This is a genomic window from Pandoraea morbifera (assembly GCF_902459575.1).
Lineage (GTDB): Bacteria > Pseudomonadota > Gammaproteobacteria > Burkholderiales > Burkholderiaceae > Pandoraea > Pandoraea morbifera.
In genome coordinates, this window is sequence record NZ_CABPSD010000007.1 from 80,326 (window position 1) to 106,549 (window position 26,224).

The 26,224-nt window shown below is 64.5% G+C and carries 21 protein-coding genes; 11 read left to right on the forward strand and 10 right to left on the reverse strand.

What is annotated here, in order from left to right; all coding sequences use genetic code 11:
* The first annotated feature begins 41 nt into the window (after positions 1-41).
* Positions 42-1,091: a threonine aldolase family protein gene (locus tag PMO31116_RS13335; protein WP_150567276.1), complete on the forward strand. Its 1,050-nt coding sequence runs from the start codon at positions 42-44 to the stop codon at positions 1,089-1,091.
* A gap of 129 nt (positions 1,092-1,220) precedes the next feature.
* On the opposite strand, the gene PMO31116_RS13340 is transcribed toward PMO31116_RS13335, so the two are convergent.
* Entirely contained in the window at positions 1,221-2,516 is a 1,296-nt protein-coding gene (locus tag PMO31116_RS13340; RefSeq protein WP_150567277.1) for a chloride channel protein, read from the reverse strand.
* 339 nt (positions 2,517-2,855) lie between these two features.
* On the opposite strand from PMO31116_RS13340, the gene PMO31116_RS13345 reads away from it, so the two are divergent.
* Together PMO31116_RS13345 and PMO31116_RS13350 are read left to right on the forward strand one after the other, a co-directional pair.
* Positions 2,856-3,386 (forward strand): NUDIX domain-containing protein, encoded by a 531-nt coding sequence (locus PMO31116_RS13345; RefSeq protein ID WP_150567135.1) that lies wholly within the window; start codon positions 2,856-2,858, stop codon positions 3,384-3,386.
* A gap of 113 nt (positions 3,387-3,499) precedes the next feature.
* The gene (locus PMO31116_RS13350) at positions 3,500-3,727 is read left to right on the forward strand and encodes a sulfurtransferase TusA family protein (protein WP_010806302.1); all 228 of its coding nucleotides are present in this window, start codon (positions 3,500-3,502) and stop codon (positions 3,725-3,727) included.
* A 148-nt stretch (positions 3,728-3,875) separates the two neighbouring features.
* On the opposite strand, the gene galU is transcribed toward PMO31116_RS13350, so the two are convergent.
* Together galU and PMO31116_RS13360 are read right to left on the reverse strand one after the other, a co-directional pair.
* Complete coding sequence (gene galU / locus PMO31116_RS13355) at positions 3,876-4,760, reverse strand: UTP--glucose-1-phosphate uridylyltransferase GalU (RefSeq protein ID WP_150567136.1); 885 nt, start codon at positions 4,758-4,760, stop codon at positions 3,876-3,878.
* Positions 4,761-4,789: 29 nt separating this feature from the next.
* Positions 4,790-7,651 (reverse strand): valine--tRNA ligase, encoded by a 2,862-nt coding sequence (locus tag PMO31116_RS13360; RefSeq protein WP_150567137.1) that lies wholly within the window; start codon positions 7,649-7,651, stop codon positions 4,790-4,792.
* A gap of 111 nt (positions 7,652-7,762) precedes the next feature.
* Here PMO31116_RS13360 and PMO31116_RS13365 point away from each other — a divergent pair, with 111 nt between their 5' ends.
* Positions 7,763-10,078, forward strand: a complete 2,316-nt coding sequence (locus PMO31116_RS13365) for a UvrD-helicase domain-containing protein (RefSeq protein ID WP_150567138.1) — start codon at positions 7,763-7,765, stop codon at positions 10,076-10,078.
* A gap of 94 nt (positions 10,079-10,172) precedes the next feature.
* Here the strand turns inward: PMO31116_RS13365 and PMO31116_RS13370 are convergent, their stop codons facing one another.
* The 3 genes from PMO31116_RS13370 to PMO31116_RS13380 form a co-directional block, all read right to left on the reverse strand.
* Entirely contained in the window at positions 10,173-10,982 is an 810-nt protein-coding gene (locus tag PMO31116_RS13370; protein WP_150567139.1) for a BPSS1780 family membrane protein, read from the reverse strand.
* 31 nt (positions 10,983-11,013) lie between these two features.
* Positions 11,014-11,985 (reverse strand): homoserine kinase, encoded by a 972-nt coding sequence (locus PMO31116_RS13375; RefSeq protein ID WP_150567140.1) that lies wholly within the window; start codon positions 11,983-11,985, stop codon positions 11,014-11,016.
* 135 nt (positions 11,986-12,120) lie between these two features.
* Positions 12,121-12,489, reverse strand: coding sequence for a hypothetical protein (locus PMO31116_RS13380; RefSeq protein WP_025248917.1), 369 nt, complete (start codon positions 12,487-12,489; stop codon positions 12,121-12,123).
* 346 nt (positions 12,490-12,835) lie between these two features.
* Between PMO31116_RS13380 and PMO31116_RS13385 the strand changes: the two genes are divergently transcribed.
* Positions 12,836-14,074 (forward strand): YeeE/YedE family protein, encoded by a 1,239-nt coding sequence (locus tag PMO31116_RS13385; protein WP_150567141.1) that lies wholly within the window; start codon positions 12,836-12,838, stop codon positions 14,072-14,074.
* 129 nt (positions 14,075-14,203) lie between these two features.
* On the opposite strand, the gene PMO31116_RS13390 is transcribed toward PMO31116_RS13385, so the two are convergent.
* Positions 14,204-14,938, reverse strand: coding sequence for an LOG family protein (locus PMO31116_RS13390; RefSeq protein ID WP_150567142.1), 735 nt, complete (start codon positions 14,936-14,938; stop codon positions 14,204-14,206).
* Here PMO31116_RS13390 and polA point away from each other — a divergent pair, their 5' ends adjacent.
* The 4 genes from polA (at position 14,939) to PMO31116_RS13410 (ending at position 21,133) form a co-directional block, all read left to right on the forward strand.
* A complete protein-coding gene (polA, locus tag PMO31116_RS13395; RefSeq protein ID WP_150567143.1) occupies positions 14,939-17,677 on the forward strand; it encodes a DNA polymerase I in 2,739 nt (912 codons plus the stop codon).
* 158 nt (positions 17,678-17,835) lie between these two features.
* A complete protein-coding gene (locus PMO31116_RS13400; protein WP_150567278.1) occupies positions 17,836-19,230 on the forward strand; it encodes an NAD(P)/FAD-dependent oxidoreductase in 1,395 nt (464 codons plus the stop codon).
* Between the two features lie 76 nt (positions 19,231-19,306).
* Positions 19,307-20,182 carry a dienelactone hydrolase family protein gene (locus tag PMO31116_RS13405; RefSeq protein ID WP_150567144.1) on the forward strand — a complete coding sequence of 292 codons (876 nt, stop codon included), beginning with the start codon at positions 19,307-19,309 and terminating at the stop codon, positions 20,180-20,182.
* 150 nt (positions 20,183-20,332) lie between these two features.
* Positions 20,333-21,133, forward strand: a complete 801-nt coding sequence (locus PMO31116_RS13410; RefSeq protein ID WP_246185276.1) for a ZIP family metal transporter — start codon at positions 20,333-20,335, stop codon at positions 21,131-21,133.
* Between the two features lie 151 nt (positions 21,134-21,284).
* On the opposite strand, the gene PMO31116_RS13415 is transcribed toward PMO31116_RS13410, so the two are convergent.
* From PMO31116_RS13415 to PMO31116_RS13425, 3 genes are all read right to left on the reverse strand, one after another.
* Complete coding sequence (locus tag PMO31116_RS13415) at positions 21,285-22,169, reverse strand: sulfurtransferase (RefSeq protein ID WP_150567146.1); 885 nt, start codon at positions 22,167-22,169, stop codon at positions 21,285-21,287.
* Positions 22,170-22,266: 97 nt separating this feature from the next.
* On the reverse strand, positions 22,267-23,121 hold the full coding sequence (locus tag PMO31116_RS13420; protein WP_150567147.1) for a DMT family transporter: 855 nt from the start codon (positions 23,119-23,121) through the stop codon (positions 22,267-22,269).
* 293 nt (positions 23,122-23,414) lie between these two features.
* Positions 23,415-24,530: an aromatic ring-hydroxylating oxygenase subunit alpha gene (locus PMO31116_RS13425; protein ID WP_150567148.1), complete on the reverse strand. Its 1,116-nt coding sequence runs from the start codon at positions 24,528-24,530 to the stop codon at positions 23,415-23,417.
* Between the two features lie 228 nt (positions 24,531-24,758).
* On the opposite strand from PMO31116_RS13425, the gene PMO31116_RS13430 reads away from it, so the two are divergent.
* Both PMO31116_RS13430 and PMO31116_RS13435 read left to right on the forward strand, forming a co-directional pair.
* Positions 24,759-25,031 carry an exodeoxyribonuclease VII small subunit gene (locus PMO31116_RS13430; protein ID WP_150567149.1) on the forward strand — a complete coding sequence of 91 codons (273 nt, stop codon included), beginning with the start codon at positions 24,759-24,761 and terminating at the stop codon, positions 25,029-25,031.
* 109 nt (positions 25,032-25,140) lie between these two features.
* The gene (locus PMO31116_RS13435; RefSeq protein WP_150567150.1) at positions 25,141-26,037 is read left to right on the forward strand and encodes a polyprenyl synthetase family protein; all 897 of its coding nucleotides are present in this window, start codon (positions 25,141-25,143) and stop codon (positions 26,035-26,037) included.
* The last annotated feature ends 187 nt before the right edge of the window (positions 26,038-26,224 follow it).

Here is a 26,224-nt window from a genome sequence, read left to right on the forward strand (position 1 = left end):
ACGCCCACGCCGCAGCCCATCGCGCCACGAGCGACGAGGCGATTTCAACGCCACAACATTTCGCGTCGGACAATTACGCGGGTATCTGTCCGGAAGCGCTGCACTATCTGATCGAGGCCAACGCCAGCGGCCATGAAGTCGCCTATGGCGACGACCGCTGGACACAGCGCGTGTGCGACGGCATTCGCCAACTGTTCGACACCGACTGCGAGGTCTTCTTCGTGTTCAACGGCACGGCGGCAAATTCGCTGGCCCTCGCGTCGCTCTCGCAGTCCTATCACTCCGTGATCTGTCACGAGCTGGCACACGTCGAGACGGACGAGTGCGGCGGCCCCGAATTCTTCTCCAACGGCGCCAAGCTGCTCACGGCCCGCGGACGCGAGAACAATGGCAAGCTCACGCCCGACGCCGTGGAGTCCGTCATCAATCGCCGCTCCGATATCCACTTCCCGAAGCCCCGGGTCGTCACGCTTACCCAGGCCACCGAGGTCGGCACGGTCTATACGGTCGATGAGGTCAAGGCGATCGCCGCCGTGGCAAAGCGGCGCAACCTGCGAGTGCACATGGACGGTGCGCGCTTTGCCAACGCCGTGGCCACGCTGGGCTGCCACCCCGGGGATGTGACCTGGCGCGCCGGTGTCGACGTCCTGTGTTTCGGCGGCACCAAGAACGGTCTGCCGGTGGGAGAGGCCGTGGTGTTCTTCAACCGGTCGCTGGCCGAGGACTTCGCCTACCGGGTGAAGCAGGCCGGGCAACTGGCGTCGAAGATGCGTTTCATTTCCGCGCCGTGGCTCGGCATGCTGGAAAACGACACCTGGCTGCGTAACGCACGCCATGCCAATGCGATGGCACAACACCTGGCGCAGCGGATTCGCGATGTGCCCGGCGTGTCGCTGATGTTCGAGACGCAGGCCAATGCCGTGTTCGCTGAGCTGCCGCTGCACGTCATCGAAGCGTTACGCGCGAAGGGGTGGCGCTTCTATACGTTCATCGGCGCGGGTGGCTGCCGCTTCATGTGCGCCTGGGACACGCGACCGGAGACGGTCGAACGTCTGGCGGCCGATATCAGGGAACTCAGCATGAGGACCTGAGCGCCACAAGCCCTCGCGCAGGGGGGGGCAACGATCGGGGACCGGCACGGTGAGCGACGTGGCGAACCGGGGGCGCCGCGCGAGATCGGTGCGGCCGCTCGCACGTCCTTCCTGCCGGTTCGCCCGGTGTTAGGCCTGACGTGGAGCCGGTACCGTGGGCGTGAGAAACCGGTGCGCGAGCGTGTGGTAGAACGACGGCGCAATGGTCTTCGACACCTGGGTCGACAGCAGCGCCACGGCCATCAGCGGAATCACCATCTGATGGCCATCGATCATTTCCATCACGATCACGAAAGACGTGATCGGCGACTGCGTGACGGCGGCGAGATACCCGACCATGCACAGGGCGGCCATCGCCGGGAGCGGCACCACGGATGTGAGATGCGCCATGACGTTGCCCAGACCTGCGCCGATGGCGAGCGACGGCGCAAAAATGCCGCCGGGAATGCCAGACAGATACGACACGCTCAGTGCCGCGAACTTCAGCAGGGCGTAGAACGGCGACAGCGCCGCGTGCGATTCGAGCAGGCCGCGTGCCTCGGCGTAGCCGCTGCCGAAGGTCGTGCCGCCGGAGACGATGCCGATCACGGCGATCGCCAGCCCGCAAAGGAAGGCAAACCGCACCGGATACGCGCGACGCAGGCCGACGAGCGGCGCCGGCATCCAGCGCGGTACGTTCAGCATCAGCCAGCCAAATGCCCCACCCGACACTCCAGTGAGCACACTTGCACCGATGAGCACCGGAACCAGCGCCAGGCTGAACTCGCTGAGGGCCTTGATCTGTCCGAAGTAAAGATAGTTGCCCTGCAGGCCCAGCGCCACGACGCCGGAAAAGATGATGGCCGTGATGAGCGTGCCGCTGCTGCGCGCCACGAAACTCCGGCTCAGCTCTTCGATCGCGAACACCACGCCCGCGAGTGGCGTGTTGAACGCCGCAGCCAGTCCCGCCGCGGCGCCCGCGAGCGTCAGTTGCCGTTCGATCTGCGCGCTGCTGCGCCGGTAGCCACGTCGCATCGCGTACATCAGCGAAGCCCCGATCTGGACCGTCGGGCCTTCGCGCCCGATGGTGAATCCGCACAGAATGCCGAGAAACGACACGGCGATCTTGCCTACCATGATGCGCATCGACAGTAGCGCCCGTGAAAGGCGCGCATCCTGCAGCGTGGCGATCACCTGCGGAATCCCGCTGCCTTCCGCGCCGCGGAAGAATTTCTGGGTCAGCCAGAGCGCCAGCGCGGCACCGAGCGGCGTAACCACGAGCGGCAGCCAGAAGCCGTGCGACAGCATGCGCTGGAACAGCTCGAAGCCGAAATCCACCAGCTTGGCGTATGCCACCGACACCAGGCCGACCAGTACCGCGCCGAGCCAGAACACACCGTAGTTGTGCCAAAGCCGTCGGGAGCGCTGCGCGCCACGTCGCGCCAGACGCGCGGCGTGCGAACGTGCATCGGACGCAGCGGACGCAGCGGACGTGCCCGACGAACCGGACGAACTGGACGAACTGGACGAGGGGGATGGATCCGGCGAAGCGGATTCGCCCCGGGGCGGCGGCGACGCGGAGGAGGGCGATGAAAGGCTGGCGTCCGGGGCTGACAGGGGCTTCTGCGGGAGATCTGACACGTGGCCGGGAGCGATAATTGAAAGACGTTGGCCGATTATACGCGTGAGGCCCTATGGGGTTGGTCCGATGAGGTCCCGGAATCTGCCGAATGTGCAGCGCGTCATGAGTTCATTTAAGATGTTCGGATTCGCCGAAAAACCATCATGAACGAACTCCATTTCTGTCCCCGCTGCGCATCGCCGCTCGACTCCCGCGACGTCGCGGGACGTATTCGCCGCGCTTGTCCCGATGCGGCTTGCGGTTTCGTCCACTGGGACAATCCGCTGCCGGTGGTCGCCGGTCTCGTCGAATACCGCGGTCAGATCCTGCTCGCGCGAAACGCCGCCTGGACCGAGGGGATGTTCGCGCTCATCACGGGTTTTCTCGAACGCGACGAAACCCCGGAGGATGGTATCCGCCGCGAGATCAAGGAAGAGACCAATCTGGACGCCAATGCGATCTCGCTGCTCGGTGTCTACGAATTCATGCGCAAGAACGAGCTGATCATCGCCTATCACGCGGTTTGCGACGGCGATATCCGCCTGTCCGAAGAGTTGGCCGAATTCCGCCTCGTCGCGCCCGAACGCGTGCGCCCCTGGCCTGCCGGCACCGGCCACGCGATCGCCGAGTGGCTGCGTCGGCGCAATCTTCCTGTGGAGTATGTCGAATCGGCCCGTCTGTCCATCGCCGGCTGATGAACCTCGGGCACATCGAGACATCGGGCGCGAGCATCGACTGCGGTAGAATCGGGGTTTGCGGGGGCATCCCGATACAAGATTCGAACGAGACTGAAACGAGGGACACAAGCATGGAATTCCAGAAAGAAGTCGACGCGAGCGGCCTGAACTGCCCGCTGCCGATCCTGCGTGCGAAGAAGGCGCTGGCCGAAATGCAAAGTGGCGAAGTGCTGCACATCATCGCCACGGACCCGGGCTCGGCGCGCGATTTCAGCGCATTTGCCAAGCAGACGGGCAACGAACTCATCGAGTCGCGCGAAGAAGGCAAGACGTTCCACTTCCTGATGCGTCGCCGCTGACCTCGAGCGGGCGCGCCGATTGGCCCGCCTGTGCGCACGCGGGTCGCCGCCCGGTCGCAAGACGCGCCATCGCCCGCAGCGGGCACAAAAAAGCCGACGGACATGCCGTCGGCTTTTTCATTGGCGCACACACAGGACGATCCTCGCGTCACACGAGGTCGCCATGCACCTCGCGCAGATACGCTCGGAAAGCGTCCTTGAGCTCGGGGTGACGCAACGCGAACTCCACCGTGGCCTTCAGATATCCGAGCTTGCTGCCGCAGTCGAAGCGCTTGCCCTGATAGCGGTAGGCGAGCACGACTTCATCCTGCATGAGCTTCTGAATGGCATCGGTGAGCTGGATTTCCCCGCCAGAGCCCGGATCGATCTCGCGAATGCAGTCGAAGATGCGCGGGCGCAGCACGTAACGGCCCACCACACCCAGGTTCGACGGCGCATCCTCCGGTGCCGGCTTCTCGACGATATTCGTGAGCTTGACGATATCCTTCTCGCCCCACTCGTTGCCTGCGACGATCCCGTACGAGCGGCTTTGCTCGATCGGGATCTCTTCGACGCCGATGATCGAGTTGTGATACTGGTTGTAAAGATCGACCATCTGCTTGAGCACCGGCGGCTGGCCGTCGAGCAGGTCGTCGGCGAGGATGACCGCGAACGGTTCGTCGCCCACCAGTTTCTCGGCGCACAGCACGGCGTGGCCCAGGCCGAGCGCCTTGGGCTGGCGCACGTAGAAGCAATCGATGTGCGGGGGCTTGATCGAGTGCACCACGTCGAGCAGTGCCTGCTTGTTCTTCGCCTCGAGTTCCGCCTCGAGTTCGAAGGCCGTGTCGAAATGGTCCTCGATCGCGCGCTTGTTGCGACCCGTGACGAAGATCATTTCGGTGATGCCGGCGGCCGCCGCTTCTTCCACCGCGTATTGAATCAGCGGTTTGTCCACGACTGGCAGCATTTCCTTCGGGCTGGCCTTGGTGGCGGGGAGGAAGCGGGTGCCGAGGCCCGCCACGGGGAACACGGCTTTGGTCACGACGGTTTTCATTGGTATCTCCCTGATGGATTCAAAGCGTCTCAGGCAGGCAGGCGGGCGAGCTGCGCCTGCAATTTGCCGAGAACGGCTTCAAAGTCGACCAATCGTTGCTTCTCGAGTTCCACGACATTTGCCGGCGCGCGTGCCACGAAGCTCTCGTTGGACAGCTTGCCGTGGCATTTCGCGATCTCGCCTTCGAGACGCTTCACTTCCTTGCCGAGACGCTCGCGCTCGGCTGCCACGTCGATTTCCACCTTCAGCGCGAGCTTGTTGGCGCCCACCACGGCCAGCGGTGCGCCGGCGGCTTGTGCGTCGAGCGTCGCCTCGTCGGCCAACACCTGCACTTCGGAGAGCTTTGCCAGCGTTTGCAGATAAGGTGCGATGGACGTCAGGAAGTCCACGTCACCCGCGACGAGCAGCGGCACGCGCTGCGCAGGCGACAGGTTCATCTCGCCACGCAGATTGCGACACGCGTCGACCGCAGCCTTCAGTTGCTGCATCCACGCTTCGTCGGCTTCGTCGATCTTGCTCATGTCAGCCGCCGGATACGGCTGCACCATGATGCTGGCTTCGCCCGCGACCTTGTCCGCCGGATAGCGGCCGGCCAGCGGCGCGACCTTCTGCCAGAGCGCTTCGGTGATGAATGGAATGATCGGGTGAGCCAGGCGAAGCACCGTCTCGAGCACGCGCAGCAGGGTGCGGCGCGTGGCGCGTTGCTGCGCCGGCGTGCCGTTCTGGATCTGCCACTTGGCCAGTTCGACGTACCAGTCGCAATACTCATCCCACACGAACTTGTAGATCGCGCTGGCGATGTTGTCGAAACGATAGTCGGCAAAGCCCTTCTCGACGTCGGCTTCCACGCGCTGGAGCAGGGACACGATCCAACGGTCGGCGCGCGAGAAATCGAGCTGGCCGTCAGGGCCGCAATCGCCCACGCAAGGGGCCAGGCCGCAATCCTGGCCTTCGCAGTTCATCAGCACGAAGCGCGTGGCGTTCCACAGCTTGTTGCAGAAGTTGCGATAGCCTTCGCAGCGCGCGAGGTCGAAGTTGATGTTGCGGCCGAGCGTGGCCATCGACGCGAACGTGAAGCGCAGCGCATCGGTACCGAACGGCGCGATGCCGTCCGGGAATTCCTTGCGCGTCTTCTTCTCGATGCTCGCCGCCTGCTTCGGATTCATGAGGCCGGTGGTGCGCTTGGCGAGCAACGCGTCGAGCGACACGCCGTCGACGATGTCGATCGGATCGAGCGTATTGCCCTTCGACTTGGACATCTTCTGACCTTCGGCATCGCGCACCAGACCGTGCACGTAAACCGTCTTGAACGGCACCTTGCCGGTGAAGTGCGTGGTCATCATGACCATGCGCGCCACCCAGAAGAAGATGATGTCGAACCCGGTGACCAGCACCGACGATGGCAGGAAGTGCTTCAGTTCCGGCGTTTCCTGCGGCCAGCCAAGCGACGAGAACGGCACCAGCGCCGACGAGAACCATGTGTCGAGCACATCCTCGTCGCGCTTGAGCGGGCCGGTCGAACCGGCGGCGCGTGCCTTCTCGAGGGCTTCTTCCTCGCTGCGGGCGACGAACACGTTGCCGGCTTCGTCGTACCACGCCGGGATCTGGTGGCCCCACCAGAGCTGACGGGAAATACACCAGTCCTGGATGTTCTCCAGCCACTGGTTGTACGTCGTGGTCCAGTTCTCGGGGACGAACTTGATTTCGCCGCTGCGCACGACGTCGAGCGCGGTCTCGGTGATCGACTTGCCCGGATGGAACGTGCCCTCGGGCGCCGGCTTGCTCATGGCCACGAACCACTGGTCGGTGAGCATCGGCTCGATCACCGTGCCGGTGCGGTCGCTACGCGGCACCATCAGCTTATGAGGTTTGACGGACTCGAGCAGGCCCTGGGCGTCGAGATCGGCCACGATCTGCTTGCGCGCGTCGAAGCGGTCCAGGCCGCGGTACTTTTCCGGCGCGTTGTCGTTGATCTTCGCGTCGAGCGTGAGGATGTTGATCTGCGGCAGGTTGTGGCGCTGACCGACGGCGTAGTCGTTGAAGTCGTGCGCGGGCGTGACCTTGACCACGCCGGTGCCGAACTCTCGATCGACGTAATCGTCTGCGATGATCGGAATTTCACGCTCTGACAGCGGCAATTTCGCCGTCTTGCCGATGAGATGCCGGTAGCGCTCGTCTTCCGGATGCACCATCAGCGCGGTGTCGCCGAGCATCGTTTCCGGACGCGTGGTGGCGACCGTGAGCGAGCCCGAACCGTCGGCGAGCGGGTAGCGGATGTGCCACAGCGAGCCGTCTTCTTCCTCGCTCACCACTTCCAGGTCGGACACGGCGGTGAGCAGCGTCGATTCCCAGTTCACGAGACGCTTGCCGCGGTAGATCAGGCCTTGCTCGTACAGCGTGACGAACACGTCGCGCACTGCTCGCGACATCTTTTCGTCCATCGTGAAGTACTCGCGGCTCCAGTCGATGGAGGCGCCCAGGCGTCGCACCTGGCGTGTGATCGTGCTGCCCGACTGTTCCTTCCACTCCCAGACGCGCTCGACGAACTTTTCGCGACCGAGGTCGTGGCGTGAGACCTTCTGGGCATCGAGTTGGCGCTCGACGACGATCTGCGTGGCGATGCCCGCGTGGTCGGTGCCCGGGACCCAGAGGGTGTTCGCGCCCTTCATGCGGTGATAGCGGGTCAGGCCATCCATGATCGTCTGGTTGAACGCGTGACCCATGTGCAGCGTGCCGGTGACGTTCGGCGGCGGCAACTGGATGCTGAAATCTTCGCGGGCCTCGTCGAAAGTCGGCCGGGCATAGCCGCGGCGCTCCCATTCGGGGCCCCAGTGGGCTTCGACGTCCTGCGGCTCGAAGCTCTTGGCAAGCGTATTGTCGCTGTCGCTCATGGATTGGATGGACCGTGTAATGCGTGAAACCCTGAATTATAAAAGATTCGGTGCCATTTCCGCGCCGCAGCAGGATTTATAATCGGGCTTCACTCGAAATTCCTTCCCGACATGCCCGATCTGCTCGCCAACCTGAACCCCGAACAACTGGCCGCCGTGACCCTTCCGGACGAGCCGGCCCTCATTCTGGCAGGGGCGGGTTCCGGCAAGACGCGCGTGCTGACCACGCGCATCGCCTGGCTGATCCAGCAGGGCCATGTGAGCCCGGCCGGTATTCTGGCGGTGACCTTCACCAACAAGGCCGCCAAGGAAATGCAGGCCCGTCTGGGCGCGATGCTGCCGATCAGCACGCGCGCGATGTGGATCGGCACCTTCCACGGTCTGTGCAACCGCATGTTGCGCGCCCATTTCCGCGACGCCGGACTGCCGCAGAGCTTCCAGATTCTCGACCAGGCCGATCAGCTCTCGGCCATCAAGCGGATGATGAAGGCGGCCAACGTCGACGACGAGAAGTATCCGCCGAAAAACCTGCAGTATTTCATCAATAGCGCCAAGGAGCAGGGCCTGCGGCCGCATGAGGTCGAGGCCAACGACGCCTTCAACCAGAAGTTCGTCGAGCTGTATTCCGCCTATCAGGAGCAATGCCAGCGTGAGGGCGTGGTCGATTTCGCCGAGCTGCTGCTGCGCTGCTTCGAGCTGCTCAAGCACAACGAGCCGCTGCGCGTGCATTACCAGACGCGCTTCCGGCACATCCTCGTCGACGAGTTCCAGGACACGAACAAGCTCCAGTACGCCTGGCTCAAGATGCTCGCGGGTTCGAACGCGGCGGTTTTCGCCGTGGGCGACGACGATCAGAGCATCTACGCGTTTCGTGGTGCCAACGTCGGCAATATGGCCGACTTCGAGCGCGAATTCCGGGTGCGCCACCTGATCAAGCTCGAGCAAAACTACCGTTCGCACGGCAACATCCTCGATGCGGCCAACGCGCTGATCTCGAACAACGCACGGCGGCTGGGCAAGAACCTGCGCACCGATGCGGGGCATGGCGAGCCGATTCGCGTCTACGAGGCGCCGACGGATCTCCAGGAGGCGAGCTGGCTCGTCGACGAAATCAAGGCGCTGGTCGCCCAGGGACTGTCGCGGCAGGATATTGCCATCCTGTACCGCAGCAACGCCCAGTCTCGCGTGATGGAGCACGCGCTCGTGGGCGCGGGCATCGCTTATCGGGTGTACGGCGGCCTGCGCTTTTTCGAGCGTCAGGAAGTCAAGCACGCGCTCGCCTATCTGCGCCTGATCGAGAATCCGAACGACGACACCGCCTTCGCTCGCGTCGTGAATTTCCCGACGCGCGGCATCGGCGCTCGCTCGCTCGAGCAACTGGCCGACGCCGCGCGTCTGTACAACTGCTCGATGTACGCGGCGGTCCCGTACATGACCGGCAAGGCAGGGACCCATCTGACAGCGTTCGTGCGTCTGATCGAGCAGATGCGTCACGCCACGGAGCGCCTCACGCTGCCCGAAGTCGTCACGCATGTGATCGACGCGAGCGGGCTGGTGGCGCACTATCAGACGGAGAAGGAAGGCCAGGATCGCATCGAGAACCTGCAGGAACTCGTGCACGCCGCCACGGCGTTCATTGCGGAGGAGGGCTACGGGCTCGATGCCCCGGCACGACTGATCGCGATGCGTCCGGCGTTGCCGGGTGCGCCGGACGTGCTGGCGTCGCCCGACGGCGTGGTCGACGCCGATACGCCGGTCGAGATGACGCCGCTGGCCGGATTCCTGTCGCACGCCTCGCTCGAAGCGGGCGACAACCAGGCGGAAGCCGGGCAGGACGCGGTGCAGCTCATGACCGTGCATGCGGCCAAGGGCCTGGAATTCACGGCTGTTTTCGTGACCGGCCTGGAAGAGGGCTTGTTCCCGCACGAGAACAGTGCGCTCGAACTCGACGGGCTCGAAGAAGAGCGCCGGCTGATGTACGTGGCGATCACGCGCGCGAAGGAGCGCCTCTACCTGTCGTTCACGCAAAGCCGCATGCTCCACGGTCAGACGCGATACAACATTCGCTCGCGCTTTTTCGACGAAATCCCCGAGGAAGTCCTCAAGTTCCTCACGCCGCGTGCGCAGCCGGGCGGCCGCCTGCCGCAGGCCGAGCCGGCGTGGGGGCGTGACTGGTTTGCGCGTCCGAGCGCGCCGAAGCAGGACGAGTGGGCGGCCACCCGGTCGGAAAAGGCGCTGGCCGATCGCTCGCGTGCCTCCGAGACGGGCTTCAAGCTAGGGCAGGGCGTTTTCCACACCAAGTTCGGCGAGGGCAAGATCATCGGGCTGGAAGGCACGGGCGACGAAGCGCGGGCGCACGTGAAGTTCGGCCGTCATGGCGAGAAATGGCTGGCGCTGGCCGTGGCGAAGCTGCAACCGATCGAGTGAGCCCGGGAGGCGGGCGCCCGCATCAGGCCCCCACGGAGCCCGAATGATGAAAAAAGGCACCCACGGGTGCCTTTTTTCGTGGTCGTTCGAACGCTTACGCCTCGGGCGGTGCGACGTTCGGATCGATGGCGCCGATTTCCTGGACGCCAAAACAGCCGCGATAGCTTGCGTAAAAGGAGCAATACAACACGGCCGTGAAAAGGATCGAATACGGCATGAGCACGAGCATTGCGTACTGGTGAACGCCCATGGCGGCCATCAGGAGCGCGAAGACGAGCGGCACGACGGTCGCCACGACGGCCGTGCAAAGGCCGTAGACGATGAATGCGCGCAGGTTGCGCACGCATGCCGTCCAACTGAAGAACAGCGCCTTGATGGGCGGAATGTCGTGCCAGGCGACCAGCACCGGCGCGAACCAGAACATCATCGCGACCGGAATGTAGGCCACGGCGGCGGCAAGCATCGCCTGGCCCATCGAACCGCTCATGAGCGATTCCTCGCTGATGCGCCCGCCAAAGAGCATCTTGCCCAGCAGGTCGCCGCCGTCGAACACGGCCGAGAACAGGAACACGAAGGCCATGGCGACGATGTAATAGCCGCCGAGCATGAGCAGGCGGCGCGAGACTTCCTTGCCGTGGCCACGGAAGCCGTCGAGCAGTACCGGGGGCAACACCGGCTTGTTCTTGATGATGTCGCGGCAGGCCGCCATGAAGCCGACGGACAGGCCGGGGATGAACAGCAGCGGCAGGAAGGCGCCCACGATCGGCAGGATCGACAGCACCATCACGCCGAACAGGTAGGCGAAGAGCAGCGTCAGAATGGCGAGCGGATTCTTGCGGAACAGCCAGATGCCCTGGCGTAGCCACACATAGCCACTCTTCGGCGGGACTTCAAGCAATTGCATAGGGTTCGAATGACTCCGATGGGGCGTCGGGTTACAGCCAGGGAATGGAAACGGCTTCGATGCGCTGGCGCAGGATTCGTTCGAAATGCCGGGGGTCGTGCGGCTTGAGCATCTCGGCGGCTCGCGGTAAATGAAAATCATACAGGCGCGAGAGCCAGAAGCGCAGCGCGCCCGCGCGCAGCATGTCGCGCCAGTGCGACGCCTCGCCATCGGTGAGCGGCCGCACGGTCTCGTAGGCGCGCAGCATGGCATGCACCCGGGCGTCGTCGAGTGCGCCGCTCGACAGGTCGCAGCACCAGTCGTTGACCGTCACGGCCAGATCGAACAGCCACTTGTCGCAACCGGCGAAATAAAAATCGAAGAATCCGCCCAGCCGCGGCGAGCCGTCCGGCGCGGTGTCGAACAGGACATTGTCGCGAAACAGATCGCAGTGGCACGGCCCGGCCTGCATCGCGCGATAGTCGTCCGACGCGAAGAAGGCTTCCTGATGCGCCATTTCGCTCTCGAGCAGTGCCCGCTCGGCGTCGCTCAGGAAGGGAAGCACTTCGGGCGCGGCCTCGCGCCACCACGGCAGGCTGCGCAGGTTGGCCTGCTCCAGCGTGTAGTCGCGGCCCGCGAGGTGCATGCGCGCGAGCATCGCACCAACGTGGGCGCAGTGCTCCGGCGTCGGGGCGAGTTCGGAGCGGCCGGCGAGCTTGGTGACAATGGTCGCGGGCTTGCCGTTCAATTCGCCGAGAATTTCGCCTGCGCGATCCGGCACCGGGTCGGGCACCGGCACGGCGTGATGCGCCAGATGCCCCATCAATTGCAGATAAAACGGCAACTGCGTGGCCGTGAGCTTCTCGAACAGCGTCAGCACGAACTCGCCGCGCTCTGTCGTCAGGAAGTAATTGGTGTTCTCGATGCCGGAACTGATGCCCCGGAAGTCCAGGACTTTCCCCAAATCGTAGCGTTGCAGCCACTGTGCGAGCTGCTCGGGCGAGACGGAAGTGAAAACGGCCATGCGTGCGTTGAGAGGAGGTGTCTCAGACAAACGGCCCGCGCATCGGCAGCGGGCCGTGGGTTCGAGACAGACAGAAAGCAGGCGCGCCGCGCTTCGGTACGCGGCGCGCGCAAGGGCGTCAGATTACCAGAGACGTCAGAACTTCAGACCCACGGACGGCAAACGGTCGTTTTGCGACGTGTTGTCGCGCGAGCGCGGCGCGTTGTCGGGCGGCGTGGTCAACTGGTAGTTGGTCCCGAAGCGCGAGTGGACGTCAATCTCGGTCGGCTTGCCGCGATCTCGGTACTCGGTCACGGTCGTGCCCTGATCGTTGACGTAGAAGGCCGGTTTGCGCTCCTGGTTCACATCGACGGACGAATTGCTGGAGGCCGCGGCACGGGCGTCGGCTTCGCGTTTGGCGGCTTGCGCGGCGGTTTCCTTGCCATTCTGGGCAAACGCATGACCGGCGAGCAACAGGCCGGCACCGAACAGCAGGGGCAGGGCACGGGAAAAGCGCATTTTCATCATTATTCTCCGAGGGCGGGAACCTGCGGGTGCCGTGCGGCGCAAGCCGGATGCGTGCGGCGGGTTCCAATATGTTCATTCTATCAAACGTCCCTCGCTTCGCATCGTGAAATCGCGCGGAATCCACCGTGGTGACTTGCCTGCGGCGCTTCCATGCGCCAACGCGGCGGAGTGCCGCGGCCATCGCAGTGAACGACGACTGTGCCGCGAAGCTTTTCCATATTTCCTGCGGTTATATGTAAATCACGAAACCATCGTTTTCGTGGTGATTGTGTTCTGTCATGCTGCGGCATTGTCCAAATGGGCGGCCACGTGCCGCCCATCTGCATTCCGGAGTCCGAAAGTCATGTCGTCTTCTACTGCCTCGGCCGCCATCAAAGCGGCCCCGCCTTCACCGTCTTCCTCCTTCAACGCCCGCCCGCTCGTTGCCGCGCTCGTGCTGATCGCCGTGGGCATCGCTTACCTGCAAGCCACGGTTGGACCCAGACAGGCCGCACTCGCCGGCGTGGGGGCTTTGCTCGGCGTGACCCTGTACCACGCGGCGTTCGGCTTCACGTCGGCCTGGCGTGTCTTCATCGCCGACCGTCGCGGCGCCGGTCTGCGCGCGCAGATGATCATGTTGGCCGTCGGCGTGGTGCTCTTCTTCCCCGCGCTGGCCGACGGCACGCTGTTCGGCAACAAAGTGGCCGGTTTCGTGTCACCGGTGGGCGTGTCGGTGGCGTTCGGCGCGTTCATGTTCGGTATCGGCATGCAGCTCGGCGGCGGTTGCGCGTCGGGCACGCTGTACACGGTCGGCGGTGGCAGCACACGCATGATCGTCACGCTCGCGGCTTTTGTCGTCGGCTCGGTCCTGGCCACGGCGCATCTGCCGTGGTGGGAGGCGCTGCCGCACATCAAGCCGGTCTCGCTGGTGAAGGCCTGGGGCCTGTGGCCCGCGCTCGTGGCGAATCTGGCGTTGTTTGCGGCGATCGGTGTTTTCACACTCTGGGCGGAAAAGCGTCGCCATGGCCGTATCGTCGGTGTGCCGATGACGCGCAGCGCCAAGGGCAAGCCCACGCTGCTACGCGGCCCATGGCCTTTGCTCTGGGGGGCGCTGGCACTCGTGCTGCTGAACTACGCGACGCTGGCGTTGGCCGGTCGTCCGTGGGGCGTGACATCGGCGTTTGCGCTCTGGGGTGCGAAGGCCTTCATGGCGATGGGGATCGATGTGGCGTCGTGGCCGTATTGGGCCAAGCAGGCGAATGTCCTCAATGCGCCGGTGGCGCAGGACGTCACCACCGTCATGGACATCGGCATCATTCTCGGCGCGCTTGCCGCAGCGTCGATCGCCGGCAAGTTCGCGCCGGTCTGGAAGATTCCGGTGCGCTCGCTGATTGCGGCGGTCGTGGGCGGCCTGCTGCTCGGCTATGGCGCGCGTCTCGCGTATGGCTGCAATATCGGCGCCTACTTCAGCGGCATCGTCTCGGGCAGCCTGCACGGCTGGCTGTGGCTCGTCGCGGCATTCCTGGGCAATGTGCTGGGCACGCGCCTGCGTCCGCTGTTCGGTCTCGAAGTGGAAACGACGCCGCGCGAAACCGGCTGCTGATCAGGGGCGGGCACATCGCCCTGTGCGGCTGACCGGTCGTCGAGGATCGGTCGGCAATGAAAAAATACGGCGCCTGCGAGAGTCTCGCGGCGCCGTATTCGCTTGGAGGATCGCCAGTCGGCGGGCCGCTCACAGATAGAACATCTTCTCGCTCGTTTCCGTCTCGGGTTCGATGTGACCGTCGTAGAACGCGAAAACGGCCTTGAGGATTTCGTCCGGGTCGTCGATGACCTGAACCAGATCCAGATCCTTCTCTCCGATGAGACCCATCGGCAGCATGGTCGAGCGCACCCAGTCGAGCAGGCCCTTCCAGAATTCGGTGCCCACGAGAATGACGGGCACGTGGCGCGATTTCTGTGTCTGGATGAGGGTCAGCACTTCGGACAATTCATCGAGCGTGCCGAAGCCGCCGGGCATGATCACGAAGGCGTCCGAGTTCTTCACGAACGTGACCTTGCGCGTGAAGAAGTGGCGAAAGCGCAGCGAGATGTCCTGCCACTGGTTGCCCTTCTGTTCGTGCGGCAGTTCGATGTTCAGACCCACGGTCGGCGATGCCCCGCCGTGGGCGCCCTTGTTGGCCGCTTCCATGATGCCGGGGCCGCCGCCGGAGATCACCGCAAACCCGTTGTCGGAGAATTTGCGGGCGATGGTCATCGTCAGTTTGTAGAACGGCGACTTCGGTTTGATGCGTGCGCTGCCGTAGATGCTCACGGCCGGTCGGATCTCGGAGAGGTACTCGGTAGCCTCGATGAACTCTGCCATAATCGTGAACATCTGCCACGACGCGCGCGCCTTTTTGGCAGTGGCGCGCTCATGGTCTGCCAGCATGCGCAGACTCGGTATTTCTTTTCTTCTCTTGGTCATATGTCGGAACAGCAAAGTCTGGAAGGTAAGACGCTCTTATTGGTCGATGGTTCGAGTTATCTGTATCGAGCCTATCACGCCCTGCCGGATTTGCGCGGCCCCAACGGCGAACCCACCGGAGCCCTTCACGGCATCGTCAATATGCTGCGCCGCATGCGTAAAGACGTACATGCAGAGTATAGCGCCTGCGTTTTCGACGCCAAGGGCAAGACGTTTCGCGACGATTGGTACCCCGAATACAAGGCGCATCGACCGGCGATGCCCGACGATCTGCGCGCGCAGATCGAACCCATCCACGAGGCCGTGCGCGCCATGGGCTGGCCGCTGCTGATGATCGACGGCGTGGAAGCCGACGACGTCATCGGCACCCTGGCCAAACAGGCCGTTGCGCGCGGCATGCGCGTGGTCGTCTCGACCGGCGACAAGGATCTGGCACAACTCGTCAACGAGCATGTGACGCTCGTGAACACGATGACGAACGAGACGCTGGACATTGCCGCCGTGACCGCGAAGTTCGGCGTGCCGCCCGAGCGCATCGTCGACTACCTGACACTGGTGGGCGATACCGTGGACAACGTGCCGGGTGTCGAGAAGTGCGGCCCCAAGACGGCCGTGAAATGGCTCACGCAGTATGGCGATCTCGACAACCTCGTGGCCAATGCCGAGCAGGTGAAGGGCGCGGTCGGCGAGAACCTGCGCCGCGCGCTGGACTGGCTGCCGATGGGACGCAAGCTCGTGACGGTGGCCGTCGATTGCGATCTCGCCCCTCAGGTCACCTCCATCGAGGCGAGCCTCCAGACCCAGCCCGAAGATGCCGAGACGTTGCGCGACTTCTTCGCGCGCCACGGCTTCAAGACATTGCTGCGCGAAGCGCAGACCGCGGTGGCGGCCCAGGCAGGGGAGGCGGCGCCGGCGCCAGTCGCCGACACCATCGAGCGTCGATACGACGCCGTGCTTACGTGGGAGCAGTTCGACGCGTGGCTCGAGGTCATCGAAGCCGCCGACCTTACGGCGTTCGACACCGAGACAACGTCGCTCGATGCGATGCAGGCGCAGCTCGTCGGCCTGTCGTTCTCGTGCGAGCCGGGACGCGCCGCCTATATCCCGGTCGCCCATCGCGCGCCGGGTGAAGTCGAGCAATTGCCGCGCGACGAAGTGCTTGCCCGTCTGAAGCCCTGGCTGGAAAGCCCGGAGCACAAGAAGGTGGGGCAGAATCTGAAGTATGACGCGCATGTGCTCGAGAATTACGGCATCAAGCTGGGCGGCATCGCCCACGACACGCTGCTCGAGTCGTACGTGCTCGAGTCGCATCGTAACCACGACATGGACAGCCTCGCGTCGCGCCATCTGGGCGTGACGACGGTGAAGTACGAGGATGTGTGCGGCAAGGGCGCCAAGCAGATCGGGTTCGACGAGGTGAGTGTCGAGCGCGCGACCGAGTACGCCGCCGAGGACGCTGACATCACACTGCGCCTGCATCGCGCGCTCTACCCCGATGTCGCGCGCGAGGCCACGCTCGAATTCGTCTACGCCAACATCGAGCTGCCGACCGCGCGCGTGCTCCAGCGCATGGAGCGCAACGGGGTGCTTGTCGATACGGCGCGCCTGGCCGCGCAGAGCGACGAAATCGGCCACAAGCTCATCGCGCTCGAAGCCGAGGCGTTCACGCTCGCCGGGCAGCAGTTCAATCTGAATTCACCCAAGCAGATTGGCGACATCTTCTTCACTCAGTTGCAGTTGCCTGTCGTGAAGAAGACGGCGAGCGGCGCACCGTCGACCGATGAAGAAGTGCTTCAGAAGCTGGCCGAGGATTACCCGCTGCCGAAGGTGCTGCTCGAGTATCGAGGTCTGGCCAAGCTCAAGTCGACGTATACGGACAAGCTGCCGAGGATGGTCAATCCGTCGACCGGCAGGGTGCACACGAACTACGCGCAAGCCGTGGCGATCACGGGGCGTCTGGCATCGAACGATCCGAACCTGCAGAACATTCCGGTGCGCACGCCCGAGGGCCGGCGCATTCGCGAGGCATTCGTGGCGCCCCCGGGCAGCCAACTGGTCTCTGCCGACTATTCGCAGATCGAACTGCGCATCATGGCGCACATCTCGGGCGACGAAAGCCTGCTGCGCGCCTTTGCCAACGGCGAAGACATTCACCGCGCCACCGCGGCCGAGATCTTTGCCGTCACGCCGCTGGAGGTGTCGTCCGAGCAGCGCCGCTATGCCAAGGTCATCAACTTCGGTCTGATCTACGGCATGAGTGCATTCGGCCTGGCGGCGAACCTCGGCATCGAGCGCGACGCCGCCAAGCAATACATCGACCGCTACTTCATGCGGTATCCGGGCGTGGCGCGTTACATGGACGAGACTCGCAAGAGCGCCAAGGCACGCGGGTACGTGGAGACGGTGTTCGGGCGCCGCCTCTGGCTGCCGGATATCAACGGCGGCAATGGCCCGCGCCGTCAGGCGGCCGAGCGTGCCGCCATCAATGCGCCCATGCAGGGAACGGCCGCCGATCTCATCAAGCTGTCGATGATCGCCGTGCAGCGCTGGCTGGACGACAGCGGCATGCAGACGCGTCAGATCATGCAGGTGCACGACGAACTGGTGCTCGAGGTGCCCGATCACGAACTCGCGGAAGTCCGCAAGCGATTGCCGGAGCTGATGTGCGGTGTGGCGAAGCTGCGCGTGCCGCTCGTGGCGGAAGTCGGCGTGGGCGAGAACTGGGAACAGGCGCACTGACGCTGTGGCGCGCTGTGGCGATCAGCGGCACGCAATAGCGGGAATAGGGTGGGCGGAATACCCGAAGTTCGTACTCTGCGGTAAGGTAATCGCTATCGCCGGTCGAGCAGACGCCGACCGGCCGGACGGTTTTCCAGGCACGGGGAGTTATCGTGAGTGTGCATCGTATCGTTGTGGTCGGCGGCGGCGCCGGCGGTCTCGAACTCGTCACCCGGTTGGGGGACAAGTACGGGCGTGGCAAGGACGTTCGGATTACGTTGGTCGATCGTTCGTCTTCGCACATCTGGAAACCGTTGCTGCACGAGGTCGCGGCCGGTGTGATGGACACGGCGACGCATCAGCTCTCCTATGTCGCGCAAGCCAATTGGCATCACTTCGAGTTCGCGGCGGGCGAGATGATCGGCCTCGATCGGGAGGCGAAGACCATTCGCCTGGCGGCGCTACCCGCGGCGCCTGACGAAGGCGAGGGCGATCTCCTGCCCGAGCGCACGCTACCGTACGACACCCTCGTGCTGGCCATTGGCAGCACGACCAACTTCTTTGGTGTGCCCGGTGCGCAGGAAAACACCATCGCGCTCGATACCGTCGAGCAGGCCGAACGCTTCCGTCGTCGCCTGATGGCGGCTTGCGTACGCGCTCAAAACGCGGCCGAGGAATCGCCGTCGCCAGGCGCTGCGAACGCAGTGAACGGTGCGGACACGACGACGGATGCCGCTGCCGCCGGGGTACGGCGCTCGACGCCGCCGCCGGCGCGTCCGAAGGTCAATCTCGTCATTGTGGGGGCGGGTGCCACGGGCGTGGAACTGTCGGCCGAGCTGCGCAATACCGCTGAAGTGCTGCGTTCCTACGGGCTCAAGCTCGACCCGCGCAAGGACGTGCGTATTACCATCATCGAATCCAGCCCGCGCATTCTGAAGGCGTTGCCCGAGCGTGTTTCGGGCGCCGTGGCCGGCCTGCTCGGCAAGCTCGACGTCGATATCTTGTGCGGCGATTCCGTGGCCGAGGTCCGGAAGCACGAAGTCACGACCACCGGCGGCAAGGTGCTGCCGGCCGACATCACCGTCTGGTCAGCGGGAATTACGGCGCCGGCGGTGCTCGGCACGCTGGGGCTTGCCGTCAATCGTCTGAACCAGATCGAAGTGCTGCCCACGCTGCAGAGCAAGTCCGATCCCGACATCTTCGCCTTCGGCGATTGCGCCAGTTGCGAGTGGCCCGAGCACGGATTCGTGCCCCCGCGCGCGCAGGCCGCGCACCAGCAGGCGAGTTTCCTGGTGAAGGCCATCGACGCGCGCCTGAAGGGGCAAGCCCTGCCGACGTTCACCTATCGCGATTTCGGCTCGCTCGTGTCGCTGGGCAAGTTCAGCGCGGTGGGCAACCTGATGGGCGGGCTGATCGGCGGCAGCATGTTCATCGAGGGGCTGTTCGCACGGGTGATGTACACGTCGTTGTACCGCATGCACGTCGCGGCGCTGCACGGCGTGTGGCGCATGATGCTCGACACGGTGGCCAATCGCCTGCGTCGCTCCACCGTCCCGCGTGTGAAGCTGCACTAGTTCCGGGTAATATCCGAACGTCCAGCCTTCGGGCCGGCGACCCGTCTCGCCTTTTCAATTCTCTCTGGAGTGCGACATGACGCAAGCGGATCTCGATAGTCTCGTGCCCGAAGTGGCGCCGCGCAACCGCCGTGATTTCCTGAAGGCTGCCGTGGGCTCGGCGTTCGCGCTGGCGGTGTTGCCGGTGTCAGCGGAAACGATCACAACCGACACTCAGGGACTCGACGCGGGCGAGACCCTGCTCGAAGTGCCGGGCGTCAAGATGCCGGTGTACTACGCCAGGCCCGCCGGCAAGACGCACCTGCCGACGGTGATCGTCGTCTCCGAGATCTTCGGCGTGCATCAGCACATCGCCGATATTTGTCGTCGCTTCGCCAAGCTTGGCTACTTTGCGCTTGCGCCCGAACTGTTTGCGCGGGCCGGCGATCCGCAGTCGCTCGGCACGATCGCGGAAATCCAGTCGCAGATCGTTGCCAAAACACCGGACAATCAGGTGCTCGGTGACATCGATGCCACGGTCAAGTGGGCCGTCGCCAATGGCGGGGACGAAAAGCGCCTCGGGATCACCGGCTTCTGCTGGGGCGGACGCATCACCTGGCTGTACAACGCCCACAACCCGAACGTGAAGGCGGCGGTGGCCTGGTACGGACGCATCGTCGGCGACAGGAGCGCGAACTTTCCGGTCAACCCGATCGACATCGCCGGCAAGCTGCACGGACCGCTGCTCGGCCTGTACGGGGGCAAGGACACGGGAATTCCGGTGGCGAGCGTCGAGCAGGCCCGCGAAGCGCTGGCCAGGGGCGACGCCGCGTCGAAGGCGTCCGAGCTCAAGGTGTTCCCGAACTCCGGTCACGCCTTCTTCGCGGACTACCGGTCGAGCTACGTCGAGGCCGATGCCCGGCAGGGGTGGAAGGATGCGCTGGACTGGTTCCGCAAGCACGGTGTGGCCTGAGCACGCGACAGCGCAAGGCAGGGACGACGCGCCATTGCCCGCCTGTTTGCCTGTCACGGCAAAAGCTGGTTAAATCGCCGGCTTGCCCGCGGGAGAACGACCATCGACGCCACTTTTCTTTTCATCGTTATCGCCACGCTTGCCTCCGGCGTGCTGAGCCTTGCCGGCGCGGCGTCGCTGCCCCCGGGCGTGCTCTCCAGGCTCATCGACAAGATGGTGAGCTTCTCGGCGGGAGTGCTGCTCGGCACGGCGCTGCTGCATCTGTTGCCGGAGAGCCTTGAATCTCACGTCGACGCGCACGTGATCACACGCTGGCTCCTGGGCGGGTTGCTCGGGTTTTTTTTGCTGGAGAAGCTGGCGCTGCTGCGCCACAGTCACCACCACGAGGGCGACGGACATCATCACGAGCATGGGCACGACGCCCACGAAGCCGGCAAGGGGGGCTGGATGATCCTGGTCGGCAGTGCGATCCACAACTTCGCCGACGGCGTGGTGATCGCGGCGGCCTTTCTGACCGATCCGCGCCTTGGCGTGGCCGCGACCGTGTCGATCACGGTGCATGAGGTGGCGCACAAACTGGGCGACTTCATGGTGCTGCTCAATGCGGGGTTCAAGCGCCGCAAGGCCCTGGTGCTGACGTTGGCGTCGAGCCTGACGGCGTTGCTCGGCGGCGTGCTCGGCTACTTCATGCTCGACCGCCTGCAGGGCCTGATCCCCTATCTGCTGGCGCTCGCGGCGAGCAGCTTCCTCTATATCGCCGTGTCGGATCTGATGCCGCAGATGCAACGCCGCACGTCGCCGCGCGACGCACTGCCGCAGATCCTGCTGATCGGCGTAGGTCTCGCCCTGGTGATCTGGCTCAATGGGCACGATCACGACCACGGACACGGACACGGGCACGATCGGGACGAGCCGGGCAGCGCGCTCGCCATGTCCGCGCCCAGGCATTAGCGGCTAGCCGCCAGCCAGCGTTGGCCGGAGGGCGGTATGGCTTCCGGGCAACGCGCTCGGCCGGCTGCCGGGCAGAAGCAAAAATGGGCGTCCCTCGGGACGCCCATTTTCGTCGGTGCGCGTTCGCACGAAATTACGTGCGACACGCGGCTCAGGGTTGCGCGCCTGTCGCGACGGGGCGTCGCTTGTCGGCGCACCATTCGCTCCACGATCCCGCATACAGACTCGCGCCGTGCAGTCCGGCCACCTCCATCGCCAGCAGGTTGTGGCAAGCCGTCACGCCGGAGCCGCACTGCGCGATGACGCGCTCGGGCTGGCGCTCCTTGCCGAGCACCTTCATGAAATCCTCGCGAAGCGCGGCCGCGGGCTTGAAGCGCCCGTCGGGCCCAAGGTTGTCCTTGAAGAAGCGATTGACGGCGCCGGGAATGTGGCCGCCGATCGGGTCGATCGTCTCGTTCTCGCCCCGATACCGGTCCGGCGCTCGCGCGTCGACCACGAGCCGCTCGTGCGAGCTCAGGTTGCGCTCGATCGCGGCGGCATCGGCGGTCGTGGCGAGCGGCTCGCCGGGAGTGAAGTCGCCCGGCGGCGGGGCTTCCGGCGGGGCGGCATCGAGCTTGAAGCCCGCCGCCTGCCAGGCCTGCAGGCCGCCGTCGAGCACTGCCACCGACTCGTGGCCCAGCCAGCGCAGCAGCCACCAGAGCCGCGCCGCGTACATGCCGCCCTGTGCGTCGTAGGCGACGACCTGCTGCTTCCTCGACAACCCGCACGCGGCGAGCTGGCGCACCAGCGCATCGCGCTCGGGCAATGGATGACGCCCATTCTTGCCGGTCGTCTTCCCGGAAAGGTCGCGCTCGAGGTGAGCATAGAACGCGCCGAAAATGTGGCCTTCGACATAAGCCGCTTCGCCGGCCGCCGGGTCGGCGAGATCGAAGCGGCAGTCGAAGATGACCACCGGGGCGCCGCCACCGGCGGCGGTTTGCATCAGCGCGTCGAGATTTTGCGGACTGATGAGCGTGGTGAAGTGCGTGTGAGTCATGACATCTCCGCAGACGGGCGTGGGGGAATCGTTCAGCGGGAACGGATCGGGTTGCCTGCTTGCCGGAGCGAGTGCCCGGGCGCAATGGCGCGAGCGATCAGGCCGTCGGCTGCGGCCGTCGCAGCGCCGTCATGCCGCTCGCCACGATCAGCAGCATGCCGATCCAGCCGGCCAGCGCGGGCCAATCGCCCCAGACAAGCATGCTGATCAGTGTAGCGAAGATTACGCCGGAATATTGCAGATTCGCAGTGACCAGCGTGTTGCCCAGGCTGAACGCCCGGGTGAGCGCCGTTTGCGCGATCAGCGCGGCGATACCGATGCCCAGCATCAGGCCGGCGCCGCGCCAGGTGAGGGCGTGGACGCCGTCGATCGCCACCCAGCCCAGACCGAGCAGGACGCCGCCGAGCGAAAAATAGAACACGATGCGCCAGTCCGGCTCGCCGGCGGCGCCGAGTTCCTTGACCTGCATGTAGGCGACGGCCGAGAACACGCCGGAAATCACGCCTGCCACGCCGCCACCCCAGGCCTGGCTGTCGATCGTCGGTTGCAGCAGCAGCGCAACGCCCACAAAGCCCGCGAAGATCGCGGCGACGAGGCGGAAATCGGTGCGCAGGCTGCCACGCATCGCCGCCGTTGCCATCACGATCAGCGAGATCCAGATCGGCGACATGTAGTTGAGCGTCATCGCCGTGGAGAGCGGCAGTTGCGTCAGCGAAAAAAACCACAGGCCCAGCGATATCACGCCGGCCGTGCTGCGCTTGATGTGGGAGCCAAGGTGGCGAGTGCGGATCGTCTGGCCTCGCGCGCGGGCGATCACCAGGAGCACGATCACGCCGATCAGGCTCCGATAGAGCACGATTTCGCCGGTGTTGTATTCGTTTGCCGCCAGCTTGATGCAGAGCCCCATCAGCGTGAACATGAAGGCGGAGACCAACATCCAGAGCGATTGCATGGCAAATGGGGTGAATTGGGCGAATAGGGCCGGTGATCGGCCACAAAGTGCAGGGCCGACGCGGCGCGCGGGGTGTGCGGTGCGTGAGCGACGCTTGCTGCACACGGGATGACCGGGCGGTCATGGCTGAAGCATGGCGACGATTCTAACGAAAACGGCGGGCGCATGGCCCGCCGTTCGGCGAATTTTCGGCAAATATTTAATTCAGTCTCGCCCGCGCCACACGTTCACCCGAAAATGTCCGTGGCCCGGGGCGACGTCTCACGCGGCGAGACGTGCGCGTTCCCGGTGCTTCAGAAGTCCCCCATCTGGCGACGGAGGAATTCGTGGAAGTGCTGCATGCCGTCTTCCATCGGGCTCTGGTAGGGGCCGACTTCCGACACGCCGCGCTCGTACAGGGCGCGACGACCGGCATCCATGCGCTCGGCAATCTCGTCGTCCTCGCGTGCCGTCTCCATATAGGCGGCTCGTTCGGCTTCGATGAATTCGCGCTCGAACAGTGCGATCTCCTCGGGGTAATAGAATTCGACGATGTTGGTCGTCTTCTGCGGCCCTCGGGGAATCAGCCACGATACCACCAGCACGTGTGGATACCACTCGATCATCAGGTGCGGGTAGTACACCATCCAGATCGCGCCGAAGTCAGGCGGAACGCCTTCGCGATAGCGCAGCAGCACGTCATGCCACTGGCGATAGATCGGGCTGCCGGGCTTGGCGAGGCCTTCGTGCACGCCCACCGTCTGCACGCTGTACCAGTCGCCGAATTCCCAGCTCAGGTCTTCGCACGAGACGAAGCTGCCCAGCCCGGGGTGGAACGGCACGACGTGGTAGTCCTCGAGGTAGACCTCGATGAACGTCTTCCAGTTGTAGTTGCATTCGTGCACTTCGACGTGATCGAACATGAAATTCGAAAAGTCGAGATGATGCTTCACGCCCAGACGGGCGAGATCGGCCTGCACATCGCGGCCTTCGGCTTCGAACAGCAAGCCGTTCCAGCGTTGCAGCGGGAACTTGGCGAGGTTCAGGCAGGGCTTTTCCGGGAAGTGCGGTGCGCCGAGCAGTTCGCCCTTCGTGTCGTACGTCCAGCGATGGAGCGGGCACACGATGTTGGGCGTGTTCCCGCGACCATTGAGCATGACCGCCTGACGATGACGACAGACGTTCGAGAGCAGTTCCACGCCGCCTTGCCCCTGTGCGCCGTTGCGCACGAGCATGCGACCTTCCTGCTCCGCCGGGAGGGCGAAATAGTCGCCCGCTTCCGGCACCATCAGTTCATGGCCCACGTAACGCGGGCCGTGTTTGAAGAGGACTTCACGTTCGCGAGCAAGGAGCGCCTCGTCGAAATACGTGTAGACCGGCAATTGGCTCGAGGCCGGTTTCAATTGCAAAGCGCTGCTTAGATTGGACATTCCCACTCCCGTCTAGCTTGAAAGCAGTGAACAACCCAACCATCGAAAATTCGATTTAGGGGAACCGACGATTATACCCGGTATGTGTCTCAGGGGGCCGCTAAGTCCATGATTTACGTTAAATAATGTCCGGAAATTGTCATCCGGACCGGATTTCAGGCAATTTACGCTCTGCGAGCTAGTCCGCTTTTGCCGTAAAATGGAACATTCGACCCGAATTTTGCGTTTATGGCCAAGACTGCAAAGTCGCAAGACGCGGCGCCCGAGGTGCCGCAGGACCTGCCCGAGACCTACGAGGCTGCGCTTGCCGAGCTGGAAAAGCTCGTCGGGCGCATGGAGGGCGGTGAGCTGGGGCTGGAGGAATCGCTGGGCGCCTATCGGCGCGGTGCCGTGCTGGTGAAGTATTGCCAGGGCCTGCTCGAGAAAGTCGAGCAGCAGGTCAAGGTGCTCGAAGGCGAGACGCTCAAGCCGCTCGAGCCGTCGACGCGCGACGAGTTCTGACCGGCATCCGGCGGGACAAGGCAAGACCCACGACCCAAAGCGCGCCCGGGCTGCCCGCGGCGACGCAATAACACGCACGACCCGGTCGGGTACGTGCAGGACGAAGACGATGGCGGATCAGAATATCAAGGCCTGGATGCAGGCGGTGCAGGCCCGTGTGGAACAGGCGCTCGACGCCGCGCTGCCGCGTGCGGCCGACGGCGGCTCGGCCCGGCTCAATGAATCGATGCGGTATGCCGTGCTCGGCGGCGGCAAGCGGGTACGTCCGCTCCTGTGCTTTGCGGCCGGTGAGGTGACGCAGGCCAGCGAGACCGCGCTTGCGCGCGCTGCCTGCGCTGTGGAAATGATCCATGCCTACTCGCTGGTGCACGACGATCTGCCGTGCATGGACGACGACGATCTGCGCCGGGGCAAGCCCACGGTGCACGTGCAGTACGACGAAGCGACCGGTCTGCTGGCGGGCGATGCGTTGCAAACGCAGGCATTCGTGCTGCTGGGCGAGGCGACCGGCGACCTGAGCGCGGCGCAGTCGCTCGCGCTGGTGCGCGAACTGGCGCTCGCTTCCGGTGCGCTCGGCATGGCGGGTGGCCAGGCGATCGATCTGGAGAGCGTGGGCATCAAGCTCACGCAGTCGCAACTGGAAAACATGCATCGGCTGAAGACGGGTGCGCTGCTGCGCGCGTCGTTGCGCATGGGCGCCATTTGCGGCCGAGCGCTGTCGGACGACGAAACGGTGGCGCTCGATGCGTACGCCGCCGCCGTCGGTCTCGCGTTCCAGGTCGTCGATGACATTCTCGACACGACGGCCGATTCGGCGACGCTGGGCAAGACGGCCGGCAAGGATGCCGCCAACGACAAGCCGACCTATGTGTCGCTGATGGGGCTGGAGGGCGCGCGCGCCTACGCGGAAAAGTTGCGAGCGGATGCCCATGCCGCGAGCGCATCGCTGGGTAACGCGGATCGTCTGCGTGCGCTGGCCGATTACGTGGTGGATCGCATCAACTGAGCGTCATTCCGTGGGAATGGCGGGACAGGGAAGTTTGAGACGGCCTCCGGTGGCAGGAATCACGGGATCCGGAGGCGGTTGGCAGTAGAACTAGCAAGGGGCAAGGAGGGTCGGCGCGGTCTCCCCACAGAGCGCACCGGCAGGAGATCGGAACGGGTGCTCTGGGGGCGCCGGCCGATAAAACGCC